This window comes from Sediminibacterium sp. KACHI17, from assembly GCF_040362915.1.
GTDB lineage: Bacteria > Bacteroidota > Bacteroidia > Chitinophagales > Chitinophagaceae > Sediminibacterium.
The window spans coordinates 770,327-792,107 of the sequence record NZ_AP029612.1 but is presented as its reverse complement, the minus strand read 5'-3'; the positions used below and the strand labels follow the sequence as shown (position 1 = coordinate 792,107).

Genomic DNA, 21,781 nt, shown 5'->3' with positions numbered 1-21,781 from the left:
CTTTTCTGATCTTAACTCCCATACATGCAAATGATCAGGTGTATTTTATTGATCACCTGTATCTGCTTTTCTGTTTTTGTTCCGGCACAACAAAAACGATTGGATAGTTTAATACAAGTGAACAAGTCTTATAAAGCGCAGGATTCACTTAAAGTGATCCACTACCGAAATATATTTCGCCAATATGGTGCCATGCGAAATTATCCAATGGCAGTGGTTTATGTAGACAGCGCAGTTGCGTTGGCGGAGCGATTAAAAAAGTATCCGCTCATGGTTGATTTGTATGAACGTTTGGGTCGACTGTTTCATGGCTCTTCTCAATATTTTGAAGCATTGAACTATTATCAGAAAGCGTATGAAACCTCACTCAAATATAATTATGCACGCGGGGAAGCCGGCATACTCCTGAATATCGGTGCGCTGTATATGGATGTTAAAGATTATGGTAAGTCACTTGAAACACTTCAACAGGCCATTCAATTAAATGAGCAATTAGGTGTGATGGGTAATGTGGTCAGTTCTTATATGAACATTGCGCTGGTTTATATAGAACTCAACCAAATTGTGCAGGCGCTGCCTTATTTGACAAAAGCACTCAATGCATTTGAAGCGGATGATCCGAAAGGTAGAGGTGTTGCAGTTGCTAGTCAGGCATTGGCCACAGCGTATATGAAGGCAACGGAAAAAGAATTGGTTGCCATGGGTATTACCCCCGTAAAACGGTACTCGCTGGCATTGAGTGCACTAAACAAAGCACTACCGATTGCCTTTAATGTAGATGATTTACCGTCAGCAGCAACCATCTATGCGGATATGGCAGATATCTATGAAGCTTCCGGCGAAAAAGAGAAAGCGAGGACCTATTTCAAGAAAGCTGTAGAAATCGATCAGCAGCATGAAACACATGCTGTAGCTGCAGATAATTTAGTGCGAATAGGGATGCATTATCTGAGAACAAAGGAGCAGGTGAATGGATTTTTATCAATTCAAAAGGGAATCCTGTTAGCAGAAGACTGTAAATCACTAACCACACTGCGAACAGGATATGAGCAATTAAGCCGTTTTTATGAAGAAGCGAATAACTATGATAGTTCCTTGGTTTACTATAAGAAATTCATAGTTATTCGGGATAGTATTTATGGTGTTGAAAAAGAAAAAGAGATCTCATTAAAACAAGTTTCGCTGAATTATGAATTAAAGGAAAGAGATTATGAGTATAGTAAGCAGCAAGTTGACAATGAATTAAAACAACAAGTGCTTTTGGCAGAACAAAGAAAGAATCAGCTGGCTTTGGCAGAAAAAGAAAAAAGTGTTCAACGATTGCTGTTTCTCCAACAAAGAGCCAAATTGGAGAATGAAGCGCTGCTTCAGTCAAATGCATTCCAACAACAAAAAGATAAGCTTGCCTATGAACAGGCTATTTCAAAAAAGCAGATCGATAATCAAACCCTCGAGATCAGGTTCAACAAGTATTTGAATTTATTCTTTCTGGCTTCTGTGATCGTATTGATCATTGGAGGTACTATTATTTTCTTTAGTCAACGCCGTACAAAAAAACTGAATCAGATCATTTCTGATCAAAAAGATTCACTTCAGGAATTGGTGCATGTGAAGGATCAGTTGTTAGGAACCATTAGCCATGACATGCGCACGCCGATCAATTCACTGATGGCGTTCACATACCTGCTCGAAAATCAAACACTGTCACAAGAAAAGCTGCGTGTATACACCCATCAGTTGAAAAATACGCTTGGTTATACTCAAGAATTATTGGATAATCTTCTTAAATGGGCCAGTACTCAAATGAAAGGATTTGCGCCACAACTGACCCCATTAGAACTCAACAGTATCTTGCAACATGCTCTTTCGGGCTTTTCGGATAGTATTACACAAAAACAACTGAAGATCGAACAGGATGTTGATGCAAACGTAAATGTATTGGCAGATCGGGAAATGTTGTTATCTGTTATCAGGAACCTGATCAGTAATGCGATAAAATTTAGTCATGTAAATGGTACGATCCATATTTGTATCGGTAAGGATTCGAATAGCAGCCATGTCATCATCGAAGATGATGGAATCGGTATTGCAGATGAGAAATTACAATTGATCAATGATCCTGTTGCAAAACTTGTCAACTCTTCTCTGGGAACCAGCCAGGAAAAAGGAAATGGGTTAGGAGTGCTATTGTGTAAATCCTTTGTACAACTGATGAATGGATCTATTCAATTCAGTAGTGAAGTAGGAAAGGGGACGCGGGCAAGGATCGAATTGGTCAGTGTCAATGATATCAGTCACCAAAACGTTTGAGTAATTTTTTTTCTAAAACAGACTCTACCAGATTTTGTCTATAAGAAACACTCAGCGGAATTACATTTTTATCATCCAATACGATCTCATTACCATTGATCGTATTCGCATGCAGGATATTGATGATAAACTGACGATGTATACGTTTGAATATTTTTTGAGATAGTTGCTTCTCTATGTTTTTCAGATTGACAAGAACAACAAATTTCTTTTGTCCGATGGTATGTATCCTAGAAAAGTCTCCCATACTTTCAATGAAAGTGATTTCCTGAATATTGAGTTTTGTATAATTATTGTTTTCGCGTATAAAGAAGAAACCGTCTGTTGAGATATGGCTTCCGATCTCATGAAGTTCCTGTCCGCTTGTTAAACGATCTGTATCAATATGAACGCGATTTTTTATTTCAATATATTCAATGGCTTTGTCAATTGATTTTTGTACACGCTCTAATGAGGCAGGTTTCACGATGTAATCAACCGCATCCAGATTATAGCTTTCCGCTGCATACTCTGTATACGATGAAATAAATATGAACACCGGGTGTTTTTTCAATTCTTTCATTAAACCAATTCCGCTGATACCCGGCATATCGATATCTGATAAAACGATATCAACAGTTGATTCTTTCAAGTATTTGAGGGCTTCTTCACCAGAGCTGCAAATTGCTACCACTTTTATTTTTTCAATGGAGGAAAGGTGCATGAAGAGAAGGTCTCTTTCAATGATATTATCGTCGGCAATCAAACATCGGTACATTGAAGGGATATTAGTCTTTTGTGTAAATATAGGTCACCGATAATCGAATGAAGCGAAAAAAATCTTGTTTTTACTTAAACCTAAGAACCTTAAATATCCATTTAAATTAGTATATCTCGTTTTTTTACAAGCTTAGAAAATTGCTCATCTACTTAAAAGGTCTATTCATCTACTATATGTCGACACTATTCGAATTGTCTACATACAAATAAAAATATTATTGATATTGTTCCTAAATCCATATCTGCCGCCAGATATGGATTTTTATTTATGCTATTCTGTTAATCGGTTCACCAGAGCAATTTTCAGAATGGATTTATTAACCTACTAACTAAACATCATGAGAAAATTGATGCTTCAGGCAATCAGCTTAGGTATGATTGTCTTTTTCCTTGCTACCAATGCCGGTGCCCAAACCGGAAGGGAGAGAACAAGGATCCCTGTTCCAGTTCAGGAAGGATTCGCTCCTCCGGGTAAACAAGAACAGATCAAAAATTTCCAAGAGAAAGTATTACCCCGAGTACAGCTTTCTCAAACTCAGAAAGTAAAAGTTGCAAAGATCTACGATGATTTTTTCAGCACGATTGACGCGCAAAAAAAATCAGGAGCCCGTATTTCTAAAGAGTTAATGGATAAGACCATTGCAGCAAAAGACGCACAATTAAAAGCTACACTGAATCCTGAGCAGATCAAAGATTTGGTCAGAGCTGAAAGAAGTCTTCCTGTTGCCAGACCTCATGAACAAATGCAGGAATACATGAAAAAGCAGGGAGCTCCTAAAAATGCGCAAATGCGTAAGCCTGTAAAAGGATAACGGGCGCCTGTTTATTTACAATTAAATCTTTTGCAATGAAAAAAATATTACACATAACCGCTTGTCTCATACTATTTATGATGCAGGCTCAACAAACCCTAGCCCAGGCTGGTACTTTGGATAACAGTTTCAATGGCAATGGAATAAAAGTTATACCAAGTAGCAGTTATGGTAATGCTACTGACGTAGCGGTACAGGCTGACGGAAAGTCTGTACTGGTGGGTCGTTTAGATGATAATTACAATTCGCAATACCCTTTTACGATCGTAAGATTAAATCAGGATGGAACCGAAGACCAAAGTTTCGGTACCAATGGTAGAGCAACTGTAAATATTTATGCCAATAACTATAACTATTATTACTACAACTACAGCGAAGCAAAATCTGTAGCTATACAAAGTGATGGTAAAATTGTAGTTGCAGGAAACGCATACTATCAGGATTACTATTACAACTATGGTTATTATGTTTTTACGGTTGTTAGATTGAACAGTAACGGAACCATCGACAATACTTTTGGTGGAGGTGATGGTATCGTTCAATTCAATCCGTCCAATAATAACTATGGATCAGATGTTGCAGATGTCGCCATTCAAAATGATGGAAGAATTTTAGTTGCTGGCTCTGCTTATGATTATACCTATAACTATTATGGATACTCAAGTTGGTCTTATGCCATGGTTCGATTCAATCCGGATGGTAGCCATGATAATACCTATAACAATGGTACAGGTGTTTTCAGACATTCTTTTGATCAGAATAATTATTATGATCCTTACTATGGTTATTACTATTCTCCATACGCATACTGTTACGATATTGCTATAGGTAATGATGGTAAAGTAGTGATGAATGGGGTAACACGTACCAGCAATAATCAGTACTACTATTATTACTATTACTATCGCTACTCTTATGGAGTTGTGAGGGTAAATACAGATGGAACATTGGATCAGTCTTTTAATGGAACAGGTTCTATTAAACTTGATGTTTTCCCGAATGATTACAACTATTACTACAGTTATGCTGAAGGACGCGGTATCGCTGTTCAGGCAGATAACAAAATTGTTGTTTCAGGTTACGGATATGATTACAACAATGGCGGAAATACGAGAGACTATTATGTAGCCGGTGTGTTCCGTTTGAATGTGAATGGTAGTTTGGACAATACTTTTGATGGTGATGGACAAAAGAACTTCAGTTTAAGAAGGGGTGAGTTGACAAATAACTATGATTACAATTCGTACACTTATAGTTATCCTTATGCAGTATTGATTCAAAACGATCAGAAGATATTGGTAGGGGGTAGTTCTGATGGTCAGCTGTATGACCCTCAATTTGGGTATACTTATCGTCAAGGATTTTCATTGGCCAGACTTAATGTTGATGGCTCACTGGATAATACTTTTGGCCCGAATCAGAATGGTGTAAATACCTATAATCTGCACCCAAATAATAATTATAACAATAGCTATTCATGGTCAGAGTCTATGGCAAAAGCACCTGATGGTCGTATTGTAATGGCCGGAAGATCGAATGATTATTCTACCGGAGAAAAAATGGGTGCTATTCGTGTGTTAGTGAATAATGATTGTCCTGCATCTGTTTCAGTAAATGCACCAGCAAATGCATGTTCAACAGTTGTGAACAATATTGCCTCTCATTTTGAGTTGAAAGAAGGAGAAGTATTAGGCTTGGTTACGTATGTGATCACTGGTGTAACAACCGGTTCAGGAGAAGGTGATGCCAGTGGTACCACCTTCAATTTGGGAACTTCTTATATCACTTATACAGCCAATATCATGGGAGCTGATGAGCAGTATTATCAGCGACAGTGTACGTTTAGTGTTACTGTAAAAGATGTTACACCTCCGGTTATGACCTGTCTCCCTGAAATTCGTGTTTCAGTTCAGCCTGGTTATAATTATGTGATGTTGTCAAGTCTGACTGCTCCTGTAGCCACTGATCTTTGTGGTACTGTAACTGTTAACAGCAATAATTATCCATATTTATACGCAGGTGATAATTACGTGAACTGGATAGCTACTGATGCAGCAGGTAATACAACCACTTGCACTCAAAAAGTAGTGGTGGTGCTGGATAATGAGCCTCCGGTTATTACATGTCCTGTACCTATTGTAGTGAATGCAGGTGAAGGTTGCGCCACCAATGTAACATATCAGGCTACTGCAACAGATAACAGCGGCTCTGTAAATCTTTCATACAGTATTGCTTCAGGTAGTTCGTTCTCTAAAGGCGTTACTACAGTTACCGTTACAGCTACTGATGCTGTAGGAAATCAGTCTACTTGTAGCTTTACCGTTACAGTGAATGATAATACTGCACCTGTATTTACAAGTACGCCAAGTGCGGTGACAGTATCAAACAATACAGGTCTGTGTGGAGCGACTGTTGCATTGACAGCGCCATCTGCATCCGATAATTGTGGAGTGGCATCAGTTACAAGCAATGCTCCTGCTACATTCCCAATCGGTACCACAGTGGTAACCTGGACTGCAACTGATGTGAATGGTAATACTAGTACCATTTCTCAATCAGTTACAGTGAATGATACAGAAGCACCTGTTGCTAAATGTCAGCCGGTAACTGTTAACCTGCAAAATGGTACTGCATCTATCACCGCTGCCGATATCAACAATGGAAGCACTGATAACTGTGGTATTGCAAGCATGACTATTTCTAAATCTAGTTTCAGTTGTGCAGAGATCGGAACACACAATGTGATCTTAACTGTAACTGATGTGAATGGTAATCAGTCTACCTGTACAACACAGGTAACAGTAACGGGTAGTATTCCAACTGCAACCATTACGGCTGTTCCATCATCGAATGTGTATACAGGTGGAGTGCCAACCACTATTTACTTGGGTTATGGTGCTCAGAGCGTGACCTTAGCTGTGAGTGCATCAAATGGGGCACCATACACTTACCAGTGGACAGGTAACGGTACTTTAAGTAATACCAATACTGCGAATCCGGTATTTGCACCAACTGCTGCGGGTAATTATACATTCACTGTTCTGGTAACCAATGCCAATGGTTGTGTAACAACTGCCACGATCCGCATTTGTGTGAAAGATATCCGCGTACCAGGTACGGCAGGTAAGAAAGTGTATGTATGCCATGTGCCTCCTGGTAACAGTGGTAATCCACAGACACTGGAGATCAGTGTGAATGCAGTTTCAGCACATATCGGAGCTCATTCTCTGGATAAGCTTGGTAGCTGTAGTGATCAGGGTTGTGCAGTGGTAACCAATGCACCTCAGTCGACTACTCCGAAAGCGCAGGCATTGACTGAAACCATTCAAAAAGCCGGTGAAGAAACGGAGTTGAAAGTGGTAGTTATGCCAAATCCAAGTTCAGATGCCTTCACGCTTAGATTAGAAAGCAAAATGCAGGCTCCGGTTCAAATGCGCATTACTGACGCATCTGGAAGAGCTGTAGAAAGCAGGGCTAATCTGGCTCCGAATAGTACGCTGAGAGTAGGTTCAAACTTCCTGAGTGGTACTTATTATGCAGAATTCATACAAGCCAATCAGCGTAAGGTGGTTCAGCTGATCAAGGTAAAACGATAATTTTCTCGTAACCCCTACATAAGGGCTGCCAGCAATGGTGGCCCTTTTTGTTATGTATACCCGTATTCATTGTATAGAAGATGGAAATACCGTTTAATCAGCGTAATTTTGCCGCCTGAAAAACATAGCAATCTAATGATCAGCGCAAGAAATATCACCCTGGCTTACGGTAAAAGGGTATTGTTCGATGAGGTAAATATCAATTTCGTAAAAGGAAATTGTTATGGTGTGATTGGAGCCAATGGTGCCGGTAAATCCACTTTTCTCAAAATCCTTAGCGGAGAAATAGAGCCGAATAAAGGATCTGTTGAAATTACGCCGGGAGAACGTATGTCATTCCTCAAGCAAAACCAGTTTGAGTTTGATGAATGTACCGTACTGAATACCGTATTGATGGGACACAAAAAAATGTGGGATATCATGCATGAGCGTGAAGCTATCTACGCGAAAGCTGATTTTTCTGAAGAAGATGGTATCCGTGCCGGTGAATTGGAAGCTGAATTTGGTGAAATGGGAGGCTATACTGCTGAGAGTGATGCCGCCACTTTATTGAGTAGTCTGGGGATCAAAGATGATATGCATACCAGTCTGATGAAAGATATTCCTTCCAATATGAAAGTACGTGTGCTCCTGGCACAGGCTTTATTTGGGAATCCGGATATCTTATTGTTGGATGAGCCTACCAACGGTCTGGATATCGAAACCATCGGTTGGTTAGAAAATTTTCTGGCTGATTATGAGAATATTGTATTGGTGGTGAGTCACGACCGACATTTTCTCGATACTGTTTGTACACACGTAGCGGATGTGGATCGCTCCAAGATCAAAGTATTTACCGGTAACTATACATTCTGGTATGAGTCATCGCAGTTGATGAGCAGACAGATCAATGATAAGAATAAGAAAGTAGAAGAAAAGCGTCAGGCATTATTAGACTTTATCGCCCGATTCTCTGCAAATGCATCGAAAAGTAAGCAGGCAACTTCCAGAAAGAAAGCGTTGGAAAAATTAACGATTGAAGAGATCGAACCATCGAACCGTAAATATCCGGGTATTATATTCCAGCCTTTGCGTGAAGTAGGTAATCAGATCTTGAATGTAGAGAACTTAAAGAAAGCAGTGGATGGACGTGTGTTGTTTGATAAAGTAAGTTTCAGTATCAACAAAGGAGAGAAGATCGCTTTTTTAAGCAAGGATCCATTGGCGGTGACCAGTTTCTTCGAGATCATTAATGAGAAAATGCAAGCAGATGCAGGTAAGTATGAGTGGGGTACTACCATCACAAAAGCCTATTTGCCTGTTGAGAATAGCGAATTTTTCACTGATGGATTCAATCTCATGGATTGGTTACGTCAATTTGTTCCCTCGCATGTAACAGATGCGGATGAACCATTCATTCGTGGATTTTTAGGTAAAATGTTATTCAGTGGTGATGATATCATGAAGAAGACCAATGTACTCAGTGGAGGAGAGAAAGTGCGTTGTATGGTGAGTAGAATGATGCTGCAGAATCCGAACCTGATTGTATTGGATCAACCTACCAACCACCTGGACCTCGAAAGCATTCAAAGCTTTAACGAAGGTTGTATCAGTTTTCCGGGTATCGTTTTGTTAACTTCTCATGACCACACGTTCATGCAAACAGTGGCCAATCGTATCATTGAACTCACGCCGAAGGGTATTATTGATCGATTGATGACATTTGATGAATACATGGAAGACAAGCGAGTGAAGGAATTGAGAGAAGAAATGTACGCCTAATTCGCCTCTCACGAATTACGTTACCGTATATCCCGCAAATCTTTTTGGAAGGGTTGTTTAGAAGTAAATACTATTTAGTTTAGCTTTCAAACAACCCTTTTATATGTCTGTTATAAAAATTCCATTACTGTTCACTGGATCACTAGGGGAAAAAAGAATATATACTTTGTTTGATAGTGGAGCCAACCTTTCTTGTATCCATCCTGATTTTGTATCCGGATTAGAAGTACCTACTGAATTAAGTGCAACTCGCAAGCTTTTGACTGCTAGTCAAGGTCACTATATCGAAGTTTCACAGCGTATTATTGTTGATTTCTGGATACATGATGTGTATGTAAGTGATGAGTTCTTAATAGTGCCTGGTTTAACAGAAGAAGCTGTGATAGGTGCGGTCACCATGCAGAAATGGCGTATGAAATTGGATTTTGATCATGATACGGTTCATGTTGATCCTAAAGTGATGATCATGCAATTGATCTGATTTCTTTTTGTATTCACCTAATTGGCCATTCGATTCAAGGATGGCTTTTTTGTTTTTACTATCTTAGGCAACTTAAATAGCCATCATGAGAAATTTGCTTTTAGCCTTTGCGCTGCTATGTACGGTTGGTTTACAGGCGCAAAATCTGGATTATTACTTGCCTAAAAATGTTCGTTACAACCCTTCTATTCCCACTCCTGCTTCAGTGATTGGACATGAAGTAGGAGAGTGGCATGTAACACATGATCGTTTGGTGAACTACATGAAAGCGATCGATGCTGCATCAGATCGTGTGACCTTACAACAATTGGGTACAACCTATGAGGGGCGCCCACAACTGGCGCTGATCATTACATCCCCCAAGAATCATCAGAACTTAGAACAGATCCGTCAGCAACATGTTCAACTGACGCAGGCAAATCAATCTGCTAATTTGAATGTAAATGATATGCCTTCGGTTGTTTGGATCGGACATAGCATTCACGGTAATGAAAGCAGCGGTTCCAATGCATCACTATTGACCACCTATTATTTGGCCGCCGCACAAGGCCCTGAGATCGATGCTTTATTAGATAAAACAGTGATCCTGCTTGATCCATCTTTCAATCCCGACGGATTGAATCGCTTTGCAACATGGGCCAATATGCATAAAAGTCAAACATTGGTATCAGATCCTCAGGCAAGAGAGTTCAATGAAGTTTGGCCGGGCGGAAGATTCAATCATTATTGGTTTGATTTGAATCGTGATTGGTTGCCTGCACAGCATAGAGAAAGTCAGAATCGTTTGCAGTTGTTCCATCAATGGAAACCCAATATTCTTACAGATCATCATGAAATGGGAAGTAATGCGACTTTCTTTTTTCAGCCCGGTGTGCCATCAAGAGTGAATCCCAATACACCTGCCAAGAATCAAGAGTTAACTGCAGCAATTGGAAATTATCATGCTAAATTCTTTGATAGCATTGGTTCTTTGTATTTCACTAAAGAAGGGTATGATGACTTCTACTATGGAAAAGGATCTACCTATCCGGATATCAATGGTGGCGTCGGTATTCTTTTTGAACAAGCAAGTAGTCGTGGTCATGCACAGGATACAGAAAATGGATTACTGACCTTCCCTTTCACTGTTCGCAATCAGTTTACTGCAGCGCTGTCTACCTTGGAAGCTGCCAAACAATTGCGCGTGGATATGCTCAAATACCAGCGTGATTTTTATAAAGAGGTGGAAAAAGAAGCTGCTGCTTATCCGGTCAAAGCTTTTGTGATAGGAGATCAGTTTGATCAAACACGTACCAATATTTTCGTTCAGATGTTATTGAGACATCAGGTAGATATCTTTCAGTTGAAGCAAGATCTTACTGCTGATGGAAAACAATTCAAAGCAGGTAAAGCTTTTGTAATTCCGGCTGCACAACAACAATTCAAGATCATTAAAACTGTTTTTGAAAAAACCTTTGAGTACAAAGACAGTTTATTTTATGATGTTACTGCATGGACCATGTCGCTTGCTTTTGGTATGCCAACTGCAGAACTCAAAACAGGTTTTGATCAGCTGCTGGGAGCCAAAGTGATCAATGCTGTGCCATTGAGTCAGCCACTGATGAATTTATCAGCTAATGCAGCTGCCTATGCTTTTCGTTGGGATGATTACAATGCGCCAAAGCTGTTGTTCCAGTTACAATCCAAAGGCATCAAAGCAAAAGTGGCTACACAGAAATTCAAGATGATGGTTGATGGCAAAGAGGAGTCATTCGATTATGGAACCATCGTCATTCCTATGGGAACACAAACCTCTAAAGGAAAAGAACTGGCAACACTGATCGGTTCTGTTGCTGCAGGTACAGGCGTAGAAGTATTTGCGATCCCGACCGGATTGGCGGCAGGAGGCATTGATCTGGGAAGTGCCAGTTTGAATAATGTAAAAACGCCGCGTATCATGATGTTTGGCGGAACAGGAACCAGTGCTACGGATGTAGGAGAGATCTGGCATATGATTGATATCCGTTATCAAATGCCGGTGAGTATCGTAGATGTTGAGCGTTTTAATTCCATCAATGCAGACAAATACAATGTCATCATCATGCCATCAGGTACCTATAACAATTTAAATAAACCTGCACAGGATAAGCTTAGAGAGTGGATCAGTGCAGGAGGTACGCTTGTTGCAACAGAAGATGCAACGAAATGGCTTGCTACCAATGGGTTTACTAAAGTGATCTTCAGAAATGCGGAGGAAAAAAGGGATTCTACCTTACAGTTGCCTTATTATCTGCGTTCAGATGAGCAACGTGCAAAAGATATGGCCGGCTCATTGTTTGAAGCGCAGTTAGATCTTACACACCCATTGGCATATGGTTATCGCCATCCATCGGTAAGTATCTTTAAATCCAATACATTGTTCATGGATCAGAACAATAATCCTTACGATTCACCGGTGATGTATACGGATAATCCATTGCAAAGCGGGTATTTGTATAGGGGCTATAAGGAAGTGGTGAAGAAAAGTGCTGCCATCAATATTGATGCAGTAGGCAGGGGAAAGGTAATTTCTATGGTAGATAATCTCAATTTCAGAGCATTCTGGTTGGGAACTTCGAAACTATTCATGAATGCTGTGTTTTTCGGAGACATTATCAGACTTTAAAACTTATTTCTGTGATTTTCAGTGTTTTCTGTGGCAATAAATGCCACTGAGGACACAGAAAATCACAGATTTTTTTTAGAAATCAGGGTACTAAGAAGGTGAAATGTGGAAAAACCAGCTCAAAAAATTAGTCCCAAATGAAATTTATACGGGTAGTGTGAACAAATTCATTAAAAAAAGAGAATTTCGTATGGATTTTTTGGAGCATTTCCCTACCTTTGCCGTCCCGAAAAAAATTGAGTCATGGCAAGAGTATGTCAGGTTACTGGAAAAAAGCCGATCGTAGGAAATAGTGTTTCTCACTCAAACATTAAGACCAAGCGTCGTTTTTTACCCAATTTACAAAAGAAGCGTTTCTTTTTTGCTGAGGAAGACCGTTGGGTAACCCTGAAGGTTTCAACTGATGCTTTAAGAACCATCAACAAAAATGGTTTGGCAACTGTGATCAAAGAAATGAGAGCCCAGGGCGCTAAGATCTAATTAACAAAAGAAAAAACTACCTAATACAATGGCAAAGAAAGGTAACAGGGTACAGGTGATTTTGGAATGCACTGAGCATAAGACCACAGGTCTGCCAGGCACAAGCCGTTATATCACTACCAAAAACAAGAAAAATACGCCTGAGCGTATGGAACTGAAGAAGTTCAATCCAATTTTGAAAAAAGTAACCGTTCATAAAGAAATCAAATAATCATGGCAAAAGCAGCTTCCAAAAACGCGAAAGTAAAAGACCAGAAAGCAGCCGCTGAAGCTAAGAACTGGACTAAAGTGATCAGAGCGGTACGTAGCCCAAAGACAGGTGCATACACCTTCAAAGAAGCTATTGTACACAAAGACAAGGTTAAAGACTTCATGTCAGAGAAGTAATCTTTCTGACCTTATCATATTAAAAGCTTTCTCTTACACGGGAAGGCTTTTTGTATTTAATTGCATCCATAAAATCAGGTAGTATGGGTTTGTTTGATAAATTATTTGGGAAGAAAGAAAAGGAAAGTCTGGATCACGGTTTACAAAAGACCAAAGAAGGATTCTTTTCCAAGATCACCAAAGCAATTGCCGGTAAAACAACTGTTGATGATGAAGTATTGGATAACCTTGAAGAAGCTTTGGTAAGTGCCGATGTTGGGATCGACACCACCATCAAGATCATTGAAAGGATTGAAAAAAGAGTAAAGCAGGATAAATATGTAAACACAGCGGAACTCAATCAGTTATTGCAGGAAGAAATTGCTGCACTACTGGTAGATGCACCTGAACTTTCTTATCAGGATTTTGAGATCCCCGAAGGAAAGAAACCATACGTCATCTTGGTGGTAGGTGTAAATGGTGTTGGAAAAACAACGACCATCGGAAAACTAGCACACAATTATAAAAAAGCAGGTAAAGAAGTGGTATTGGGCGCAGCAGATACCTTTCGTGCCGCTGCTGTTGATCAACTGACCATTTGGAGTGAGCGGGTAGGTGTTCCCATCGTTAAACAAGCCATGGGGTCAGATCCCAGCGCGGTTGCCTTTGATACCGTTAAAAGCGCTGTGGCCCGCAACGCAGATGTTGTGATCATTGACACTGCAGGTCGTTTGCACAATAAGCTTCACCTGATGGATGAACTCAGTAAGATCAAACGTGTTATCCAAAAAGTAATTCCTGATGCACCACATGAAGTGATGCTTGTATTAGATGGTTCTACCGGACAAAATGCATTAGAACAAGCCAGACAATTCACCGCTACAACTGAGGTATCTGCTTTATCTATCACCAAATTGGATGGTACTGCGAAAGGGGGAGTTGTACTGGCGATCGCTGATCAATTCAAAATTCCTGTTAAGTATATTGGTGTAGGAGAAAAAATTGATGACCTGATCATCTTTGATAAACACGCTTTTGTAAGCAGCCTGTTTAGTGTAGCAGAAAAATAAAAAGCAAAAAGTAAGAAATAGGAAATAAAAAGTGAACTCTATTTTCCCAATATTTATTTCCTATTTCTTGTTTATTATTTCCAGGTCTCGTACTTAAAAAGTATACCTGATACCAATTCCACCCCAACCACCTTCAAAGTAGTTGTATCCGATAAAATTGAACGAAGGTTGCCAGTCGAAACTAAGGTTTAATGGAGCGCCTTTGATTTTGTAATCAACACCCAATACGCCATCCATACCAATAGCAAGTCCATCATTACGTGTTGGATAACGATTGCGCCAGCTATCACTCCATACACCGATATGTCCACCACCACCGATATACCATTTCAATCCTTCTACACCATTAAAATTTCCATGGTATTCATATAAACCCGTTAAACGAAATCCATCATTGGAGATATAACCAAGTCCTTCCAGTGCTACATTGCTTTTAGTAAAATGCTTGACACTGATGGCTCCGGGATATACTTTTACCCCCAATGCGGTTTTATAGGTAGAGCCGGTACTTTGAGACATAGCCGCATTCGCAGCCAAAACGATCAGGGTTAACAGAACTATTCTTTTCATAACAGTGTTTTTGTCTGTATAAGATAAAATCGTGCCAAAAATAATCCTGTGATTCCGGAAGGAATAGTTAAGGTTGCTTTTGGTTTTATATTTAGGTTTGTATTATGCACAGTTTTAAAGATTTAGTAACAGAATTCGGCAATCATTTCGCTACCAGACATTTTCCTGAACAGCCTGCCAGTTTGTATGAACCCAATGAGTATTTCTTATCATGGGGAGGGAAAAGGATCAGACCTGTGATGTGTTTGATGGGCAATGAATTGTTTGACGAGATCCATCCGGATAGCTGGGAATTGGCAACAGCGATAGAACTATTCCACAACTTCACGCTGATTCATGATGATATCATGGATGAAGCCCCCTTGCGTAGAGGGATGGAAACAGTTCACATGAAATACGGGTTAAGCACTGCTTTATTGGCCGGGGATGTGATGTTGATCAAAGCCTATGATTATTTGAACAAGATTCAACCTCAATACATTCATCGGATACTTCACTTATTCAATACCACTGCAAGAGAAGTATGTGAAGGTCAGCAAATGGATATGGATTTTGAACGCAACAGTTCTGTGTCGCTGGATGATTATATTCATATGATCAGCTTAAAGACATCTGTACTATTGGCTGCCAGTTTGGAAATGGGTGCTATCATTGGGGGAGCCAGCGAAGGCAATTGTAAACACCTGTATGAATTTGGTAAAAATTTAGGGATCGCCTTTCAAGTACAAGATGATTATCTGGATGCTTTTGGTGATCCTGAAAAATTTGGAAAGGATGTTGGAGGAGATATTCGCCAGAATAAAAAGACCTTCCTGATGTTACATGCATTGGAAGTCGCCAATACCGATCAGAAAAACCGACTATTTCAGTTGATGCAAATGAATCCACCGGATAAGGTGGAACAAGTGTTGCAAATATTCCGTGATTGCAATATTGATGCATGGGCGAAAGAGTTGAAAGATACCTACCTGCAAACGGCGCTACAGCATTTGGATGCTATTGCGGTTCGTTCGGTGCGGAAAGAACCTTTGAAGGAATTAGCCAATTTTCTGATACAGCGTGAATATTAAAAGATTCGTTTATCTTGTCATCCATAGCAAATAGGGAAAGCCATTTGCATTCATTCAGATTGCTTTATACCAAAACCAACGAGCATGTCAGGTTCTTTATTCAGAAGAAAATCAATCGACAGAATCGCTGCTGAAGCAGCAGCCGGTCATACCGACGGTCATGGAACCGGATTGAAAAAAATATTGGGAGTACGTGACCTTACTTTCATGGGTATCGCTGCTGTAATCGGCGCAGGTATCTTTTCAACCATCGGAACCGCTGCATATAATGGTGGACCCGGCATTGCTGTCCTTTTTATTATTACTGCGATCACCTGTGGATTCAGTGCGCTTTGTTATGCTGAATTTGCAAGTCGAATTCCCATAGCCGGAAGTGCATATACTTATGCCTATGTTTCATTTGGAGAAGTGATCGCCTGGATCATCGGATGGGCATTGATCCTCGAATACTCCATTGGTAATATTGTTGTGGCTATCAGTTGGAGCGGCTACTTCAATAACTTGTTGGAAGGATTTGGGATTCATCTGCCCGGCTGGCTCGCTACCAATGCTTCAAATGCTCAGTTGGGTTATGAAGAAGCCATGAAAGGGATGGCCGAAGGAAAGACATTGGAAAGTTTGACCAATCATGCCAGAATGGGATATGATGCCATAATGAATGCGCCTGTCATCGCGGGATGGAAAATGATCATCAATATCCCTGCTTTTATGATCGTTGCCCTTATCACAGTATTGGCTTATATCGGTATCAAAGAAAGTAAGAAGAGCACCAATGCAATGGTGATGTTCAAAATCGGAGTGATCATTTTTGTGATCGTGATGGGCTTCTTTTATGTAGATACCGATAACTGGACTCCTTTTATGCCCAACGGATTTGGAGGGGTATTAGCAGGTGTATCCGCGGTATTCTATGCCTATATTGGCTTTGACGCTATTTCTACCACTGCAGAAGAATGTAAAAATCCACAACGAGACCTTCCTAAAGGAATGATCTATTCTTTGTTGATCTGCACGGGCTTGTACATATTGATCGCACTGGTACTTACCGGAATGGTTCATTACAGTGAATTGAAAGTCGACGATCCATTAGCCTATGTCTTCGATAAATTACACATGAATAAAGTAGGCTACATCATTTCTGTGAGTGCTGTGGTGGCGACCACCAGTGTATTATTAGTATTCGCACTCGGACAGCCTCGTATATGGATGAGCATGAGTAGAGATGGATTGTTGCCCAAAAAATTTGCACAAGTACATCCAAAATTTCAGACGCCTTCTTTTGCTACGATCTTAACAGGATTGATGGCAGGAGTTCCTGCATTGTTTGTATCAAGCGGCACCATGACAGATCTTACCAGTATCGGTACTTTATTCGCATTTGTGTTGGTTTGTTTTGGCGTGTTGGCATTACCTCGCATCGCCAAAGCCAAAGGGAGCAATGCTTTTAGTCTGCCTTATATCAATGGTAAGTTATTGATACCTGCGGTTGTTGGTGTTTTTGTATATTTTTCATGGAGCCGTATCATGGCTGCTTTTCAAAATATTGGTACAGAAGGATATCAGGAAATCTTATTCCTTGTATTCGTTCTTATTTCATTGGTGACTGCGGTATATAGCTTTCTGAGAAATCATTCATTGATACCCGTACTGGGAGCATTGTGCTGCTTGTATCTGATGATCGAAATACCGGCGGTTAGCTGGCTCTGGTTCTTTGTTTGGATGGGGGTTGGACTGGCCATCTACTTTTTGTATGGACGTAAACGCAGCAGATTGAATACAGAATCCTGATAGGATCTGATTAACTTTGCAGCGAAATTGAGAGACATGAAGTACCAGGTTGGTGATGATATAATCGTATTGCACAGCAATGAAGAGGGAAAAGTTATTGAACTGATCAATGACAAGATGGTCATGATCGAAGTGAGGGGTGTGAAATTTCCTGCTTACATGGATCAGATCGATTTTCCTTATTTCTATCGGTTTACAAAAAAGAAGCAGGAGCCCGAAAAGAAAGTTGCACCTAAACAATACATTGACCAGGTTCCAAAAGAAAAGCCTAAACCCAATCAAATACAAGTGGCTGATGGAGTATGGCTTTCATTTATACCCAAGTTTGCTTTGGATGATTTTAATGATGAAGTGGTTGAATTGTTGAAAGTACATCTGGTCAATAAAACTCCGGACACTTATCAATTCACTTACAAACAATTTTTTCTGCACGACCTCGACTTTGAATTGGTAAATCAGGTGCAAGGCTTTCATGATTTTTATCTTCATGACATCGATTTTGAAAAAGTGAATGATAGTCCTTCATTCTCCGTTGATTTTTCTCTGCTTCAACCCAAAAAAGGGAAAGCTGCACATTATGAAGCACAATTGAAACTGAAGCCAAAGCAGATCTTTCAAAAGATTGAAGCATTGAAGGAAAACAATGAGCCCACTTTTTCTTATCAATTATTCAAAGAGTATCCTGAGAAGGATTCATCCGAAGATTATGTAGATCTATCTAAATTATCTAATAAAGGCTATAAAATCTATGATGCATCGAAAGTGCGTCAACATTTACCGCCAGCCAGATCGGTGATTGATCTTCATATTGAAAAGTTAACCGACACATACGATCATCTCAGTAATATCGAAATCATCGGTATCCAGCTAGCCGAATTTGAAAAATGGTTTGATCTGGCCATTGCACATCGTCAACCTTCCTTGATCGTCATTCATGGTGTTGGCAAAGGGCGTTTACGTGAAGAAATACATGATATCCTCAAAACAAAAAGAGAAGTAAAGCATTTCATCAATCAATACGACCCCCGTTTCGGATATGGGGCGACGGAAGTGTTTTTTCAGTACTGATTGAAAAGCCAAAAGTCAAAACAATATCCCGTTTTGACTTTTTAATTTTGACTTTTGATTTCTTATTCTCACGCGCCCATTTTTAAATTACCTTTGCACTTGCATAAGCTCGAACCATCGCCTCTACAGCAATGTGGGGGAGGAAAGTCTGGACAGCATAGGGCAACCCACCGGTGAATAGCCGGCTCCCGACGATTCTGTCGGGACGAGAAAGTGCCACAGAAAATAACCGTCCCCGCAGTAATGTGGGGGTAAGGGTGAAAATGTGAGGTAAGAGCTCACGTTCTGTTTTGGTAACAAAATAGAAGGGTAAACCTTGGGTGCTGTAATGCCATGTATAGGAGTCTTTGAGAGCGGCTCGTTCAATTCTATCTTGCCTTAGGCGAGACGGGAAGATTCCAGGGTAGGCAGCAAGATCCCTGTAGTAATGCAGGGGCTAGATAAATGATGGTGTAGAAACAGAATCCGGCTTACGAGGCTTATGTTTTTGATCTTTGATTTCTTGATTTTTTGATTTCTTGATTTGATTTCAAGAGTCAAAAAGTCAAAAATCACAGATCAAGAAATCACAGATCAAAAAAATCAAAGATTGAAATGACACAAGAACAAATCAAGAGTATGAGGGACCGTGTGGTGGTCCTGAGGAGGTTTCTTTGACGTCGATAATCGTAACTATAAAGTAGAAACGGATCGACAACTCTCTCTCTCGCCTGGCTTCTGGGATGATAATACCCGCGCTACGGCCATCATGAAAGAAATAAAAGTGAATGAGTACTGGCTGCGACTTTACAAACAAGTAGAGACTGCAGTGGAGGATTTTGCTGTGCTTTTTGAATTCTGGAAAGGCGGTGATGCCAGTGAAGAAGAAACCAAACAATCTTATGAACAGGCATTGGCAGCGATTGAAGATGCTGAGTTCAAGAGTACTTTGAATAAACCGGAAGACGAATTACCCGCCATCGTACAGATCAACTCAGGTGCAGGAGGAACAGAAAGTCAGGATTGGGCCGAAATGCTCTTACGCATGTATCGCATGTATGGTGATAAGCAAGGATGGAAAGTGACTGAATTAGATTTTCAAGAAGGAGATGGTGCCGGTATTAAAAGTGCTACCCTTCAATTTGATGGTGACTTTGCTTATGGGTTTTTAAAAGCAGAAAGTGGTGTTCATCGATTGGTACGTATCTCTCCATTTGATAGTAATGCCCGTCGTCATACTTCTTTTGCATCTGTATTTGTATATCCTTTGATCGATGATAGTATTGAGATCAATGTAAACCCCGGAGATCTGGAATGGGCTTTTTATAGAAGTGGGGGTAGTGGTGGACAGAACGTGAATAAGGTTGAAACTGCGGTACGATTGAAACATATTCCGAGTGGTTTCATTGTTGAATGTCAGCAGGCAAGGACACAGGGCGAGAACCGTGAATTGGCCTTAAAGATGTTGAAGAGTCGGTTGTATGAAGAAGAATTACGGAAACGTCAAGAGGCCATGAATGCAACCAATGCCAACAAAAAGAAGATCGAGTGGGGTAGTCAGATCAGAAGTTATGTCTTCCATCCCTATAAGATGATCAAAGATCATCGTACCGATTACGAAGTAGGTAATGTGGGCCCTGTAATGGATGGTGAGATCGATGGATTCATCAAAGCTTATTTGATGATGGAAAAAGAAGGTTAGTCTAGTAAGAAACAAGAAATAGGAAACAGGAAATAGGAAACAGGAAATAGGAAACAGGAAATTTTCAAGAGTTACTATACACGTTCAAATAGGGCCTGATTTCAGTCCGGCGTGAGGCCTGAGAGAAAGTAAGTTCATTCTTATTTACAATTTCTTAGCCAAACATATCCGGCAAACATCGCAATCAGTGATGCTAATAAGACTGATATTTTAGCGATGTCCTGTTCTGCAGGATTACTGAATGCAAGGGTAGAGATGAAAATACTCATCGTAAACCCAATACCTGCGAGTAGCCCTCCACCAATCATTTTCATCCAATTTGTACCTGAAGGAAGTTCAGCTAGTTTTCTTGAAACCAGAAAATAGCAGGCTGCTGTGATACCTACAGGTTTACCGATACACAACCCGATGATGATACCCCAGCTTAGACTGCTATTCAATGCACTAAGACTATCACTTGGAAATCCAATCGCAGTATTGGCTAATGCGAAAATGGGCATAATGATAAAATAAACCGGGGTATGGAATTTCAATTCATAAGCTTCCAGATTTTTGACTGGAACCATGAATGCAAAGATCACACCTGCTACAGTAGCATGGATACCTGAATTGAACATCATATACCAAAGCAGGATGCCCAATATCCAATGTATGATTCCAAATGAAACCTTTCTTTTATTCAAGAACCAAAGTAGGGTAATGATGGATGCAGCACCTATGAGATAGCCAATGGCGATTTCGCCACCATAAAAAAGTGCGATCACTACAATGGCTCCAAGATCATCGATGATCGCTAATGCGGTGAGGAATATTTTCAAAGCAACGGGTACTCTTTTACCCAATAAAGAAGCAATTCCTAAAGTAAAAGCGATATCTGTTGCAGTAGGTACAGCCCATCCTTCCATATAGGGCGTTCCTTTATTGAATAACCCGAATAAGAGTGCAGGCGCAAGCATTCCACCAATAGCTCCGAATACCGGTAAAGCGGATTTTTTAATGGAAGCTAATTCGCCACATACCAATTCTCTTTTGATCTCCATGCCTGCCAAGAAAAAGAAAGCAGCCATCAATGCATCGTTGATGATCAACAGCGGAGAATTCGGTAATGATAAATAACCAAGATGAGCATGGTGGGTATTGGTTCCGTCAAAACTGATATTCCACATGCTTCTATATGCCTCACCCCAATCACCCCAATTCGCTGCGATCAAGGATACAGCAGTGCATACCAATAGTGTGATACCAATGGCTCTACTATCATGTATAAATTGTCTAAGTGGATGAATCAGTCTTGTATGAACAAACTTAGGTAAGATCATACGGCA

General features: G+C 40.2%; 17 protein-coding genes and 1 other RNA gene. 15 read left to right on the top strand and 3 right to left on the bottom strand.

The window, feature by feature from the left end:
- The first annotated feature begins 24 nt into the window (after positions 1-24).
- Complete coding sequence (locus ABXG83_RS03375; RefSeq protein ID WP_353550078.1) at positions 25-2,310, top strand: tetratricopeptide repeat protein; 2,286 nt, start codon at positions 25-27, stop codon at positions 2,308-2,310.
- Here ABXG83_RS03375 and ABXG83_RS03370 read toward each other — a convergent pair.
- Entirely contained in the window at positions 2,291-3,067 is a 777-nt protein-coding gene (locus tag ABXG83_RS03370; RefSeq protein ID WP_353550077.1) for a LytTR family DNA-binding domain-containing protein, read from the bottom strand. The genes ABXG83_RS03375 and ABXG83_RS03370 overlap by 20 nt on opposite strands.
- Positions 3,068-3,407: 340 nt before the next feature.
- Between ABXG83_RS03370 and ABXG83_RS03365 the strand changes: the two genes are divergently transcribed.
- From ABXG83_RS03365 to ftsY, 9 genes are all read left to right on the top strand, one after another.
- Positions 3,408-3,881: a hypothetical protein gene (locus ABXG83_RS03365; protein WP_353550076.1), complete on the top strand. Its 474-nt coding sequence runs from the start codon at positions 3,408-3,410 to the stop codon at positions 3,879-3,881.
- 35 nt (positions 3,882-3,916) lie between these two features.
- Entirely contained in the window at positions 3,917-7,477 is a 3,561-nt protein-coding gene (locus ABXG83_RS03360; protein WP_353550075.1) for an HYR domain-containing protein, read from the top strand.
- Between the two features lie 135 nt (positions 7,478-7,612).
- Complete coding sequence (locus tag ABXG83_RS03355) at positions 7,613-9,238, top strand: ATP-binding cassette domain-containing protein (protein WP_353550074.1); 1,626 nt, start codon at positions 7,613-7,615, stop codon at positions 9,236-9,238.
- Positions 9,239-9,341: 103 nt separating this feature from the next.
- Positions 9,342-9,719, top strand: a complete 378-nt coding sequence (locus tag ABXG83_RS03350; protein WP_353550073.1) for a retropepsin-like aspartic protease — start codon at positions 9,342-9,344, stop codon at positions 9,717-9,719.
- 85 nt (positions 9,720-9,804) lie between these two features.
- Entirely contained in the window at positions 9,805-12,363 is a 2,559-nt protein-coding gene (locus ABXG83_RS03345) for a M14 metallopeptidase family protein (protein ID WP_353550072.1), read from the top strand.
- A gap of 243 nt (positions 12,364-12,606) precedes the next feature.
- Positions 12,607-12,843, top strand: a complete 237-nt coding sequence (gene rpmB, locus ABXG83_RS03340; protein WP_178889158.1) for a 50S ribosomal protein L28 — start codon at positions 12,607-12,609, stop codon at positions 12,841-12,843.
- 28 nt (positions 12,844-12,871) lie between these two features.
- Positions 12,872-13,054, top strand: coding sequence for a 50S ribosomal protein L33 (rpmG, locus tag ABXG83_RS03335; protein ID WP_133472563.1), 183 nt, complete (start codon positions 12,872-12,874; stop codon positions 13,052-13,054).
- Positions 13,055-13,056: 2 nt separating this feature from the next.
- Complete coding sequence (locus tag ABXG83_RS03330; protein WP_178889157.1) at positions 13,057-13,230, top strand: DUF4295 domain-containing protein; 174 nt, start codon at positions 13,057-13,059, stop codon at positions 13,228-13,230.
- A gap of 83 nt (positions 13,231-13,313) precedes the next feature.
- Positions 13,314-14,279, top strand: a complete 966-nt coding sequence (gene ftsY, locus ABXG83_RS03325; protein ID WP_353550071.1) for a signal recognition particle-docking protein FtsY — start codon at positions 13,314-13,316, stop codon at positions 14,277-14,279.
- A 93-nt stretch (positions 14,280-14,372) separates the two neighbouring features.
- On the opposite strand, the gene ABXG83_RS03320 is transcribed toward ftsY, so the two are convergent.
- Positions 14,373-14,849 carry a hypothetical protein gene (locus ABXG83_RS03320; RefSeq protein ID WP_353550070.1) on the bottom strand — a complete coding sequence of 159 codons (477 nt, stop codon included), beginning with the start codon at positions 14,847-14,849 and terminating at the stop codon, positions 14,373-14,375.
- A 104-nt stretch (positions 14,850-14,953) separates the two neighbouring features.
- On the opposite strand from ABXG83_RS03320, the gene ABXG83_RS03315 reads away from it, so the two are divergent.
- The 5 genes from ABXG83_RS03315 (at position 14,954) to prfB (ending at position 20,456) form a co-directional block, all read left to right on the top strand.
- A complete protein-coding gene (locus tag ABXG83_RS03315) occupies positions 14,954-15,919 on the top strand; it encodes a polyprenyl synthetase family protein (protein ID WP_353550069.1) in 966 nt (321 codons plus the stop codon).
- Positions 15,920-16,003: 84 nt separating this feature from the next.
- A complete protein-coding gene (locus tag ABXG83_RS03310) occupies positions 16,004-17,707 on the top strand; it encodes an amino acid permease (RefSeq protein WP_353550068.1) in 1,704 nt (567 codons plus the stop codon).
- Positions 17,708-17,743: 36 nt separating this feature from the next.
- Positions 17,744-18,775 (top strand): Smr/MutS family protein, encoded by a 1,032-nt coding sequence (locus ABXG83_RS03305; RefSeq protein ID WP_353550067.1) that lies wholly within the window; start codon positions 17,744-17,746, stop codon positions 18,773-18,775.
- A gap of 101 nt (positions 18,776-18,876) precedes the next feature.
- Positions 18,877-19,264: RNase P RNA component class A (rnpB, locus tag ABXG83_RS03300), an RNA gene on the top strand.
- A gap of 105 nt (positions 19,265-19,369) precedes the next feature.
- Positions 19,370-20,456 (top strand): peptide chain release factor 2 gene (prfB, locus tag ABXG83_RS03295; protein WP_353550066.1). Its coding sequence is split into 2 segments (ribosomal slippage): positions 19,370-19,429 and positions 19,431-20,456, totalling 1,086 coding nucleotides; the frame shifts between segments, so codons are not numbered across the junction.
- 140 nt (positions 20,457-20,596) lie between these two features.
- On the opposite strand, the gene nhaA is transcribed toward prfB, so the two are convergent.
- Complete coding sequence (nhaA, locus tag ABXG83_RS03290) at positions 20,597-21,775, bottom strand: Na+/H+ antiporter NhaA (protein WP_353550065.1); 1,179 nt, start codon at positions 21,773-21,775, stop codon at positions 20,597-20,599.
- Positions 21,776-21,781 lie beyond the last annotated feature (6 nt).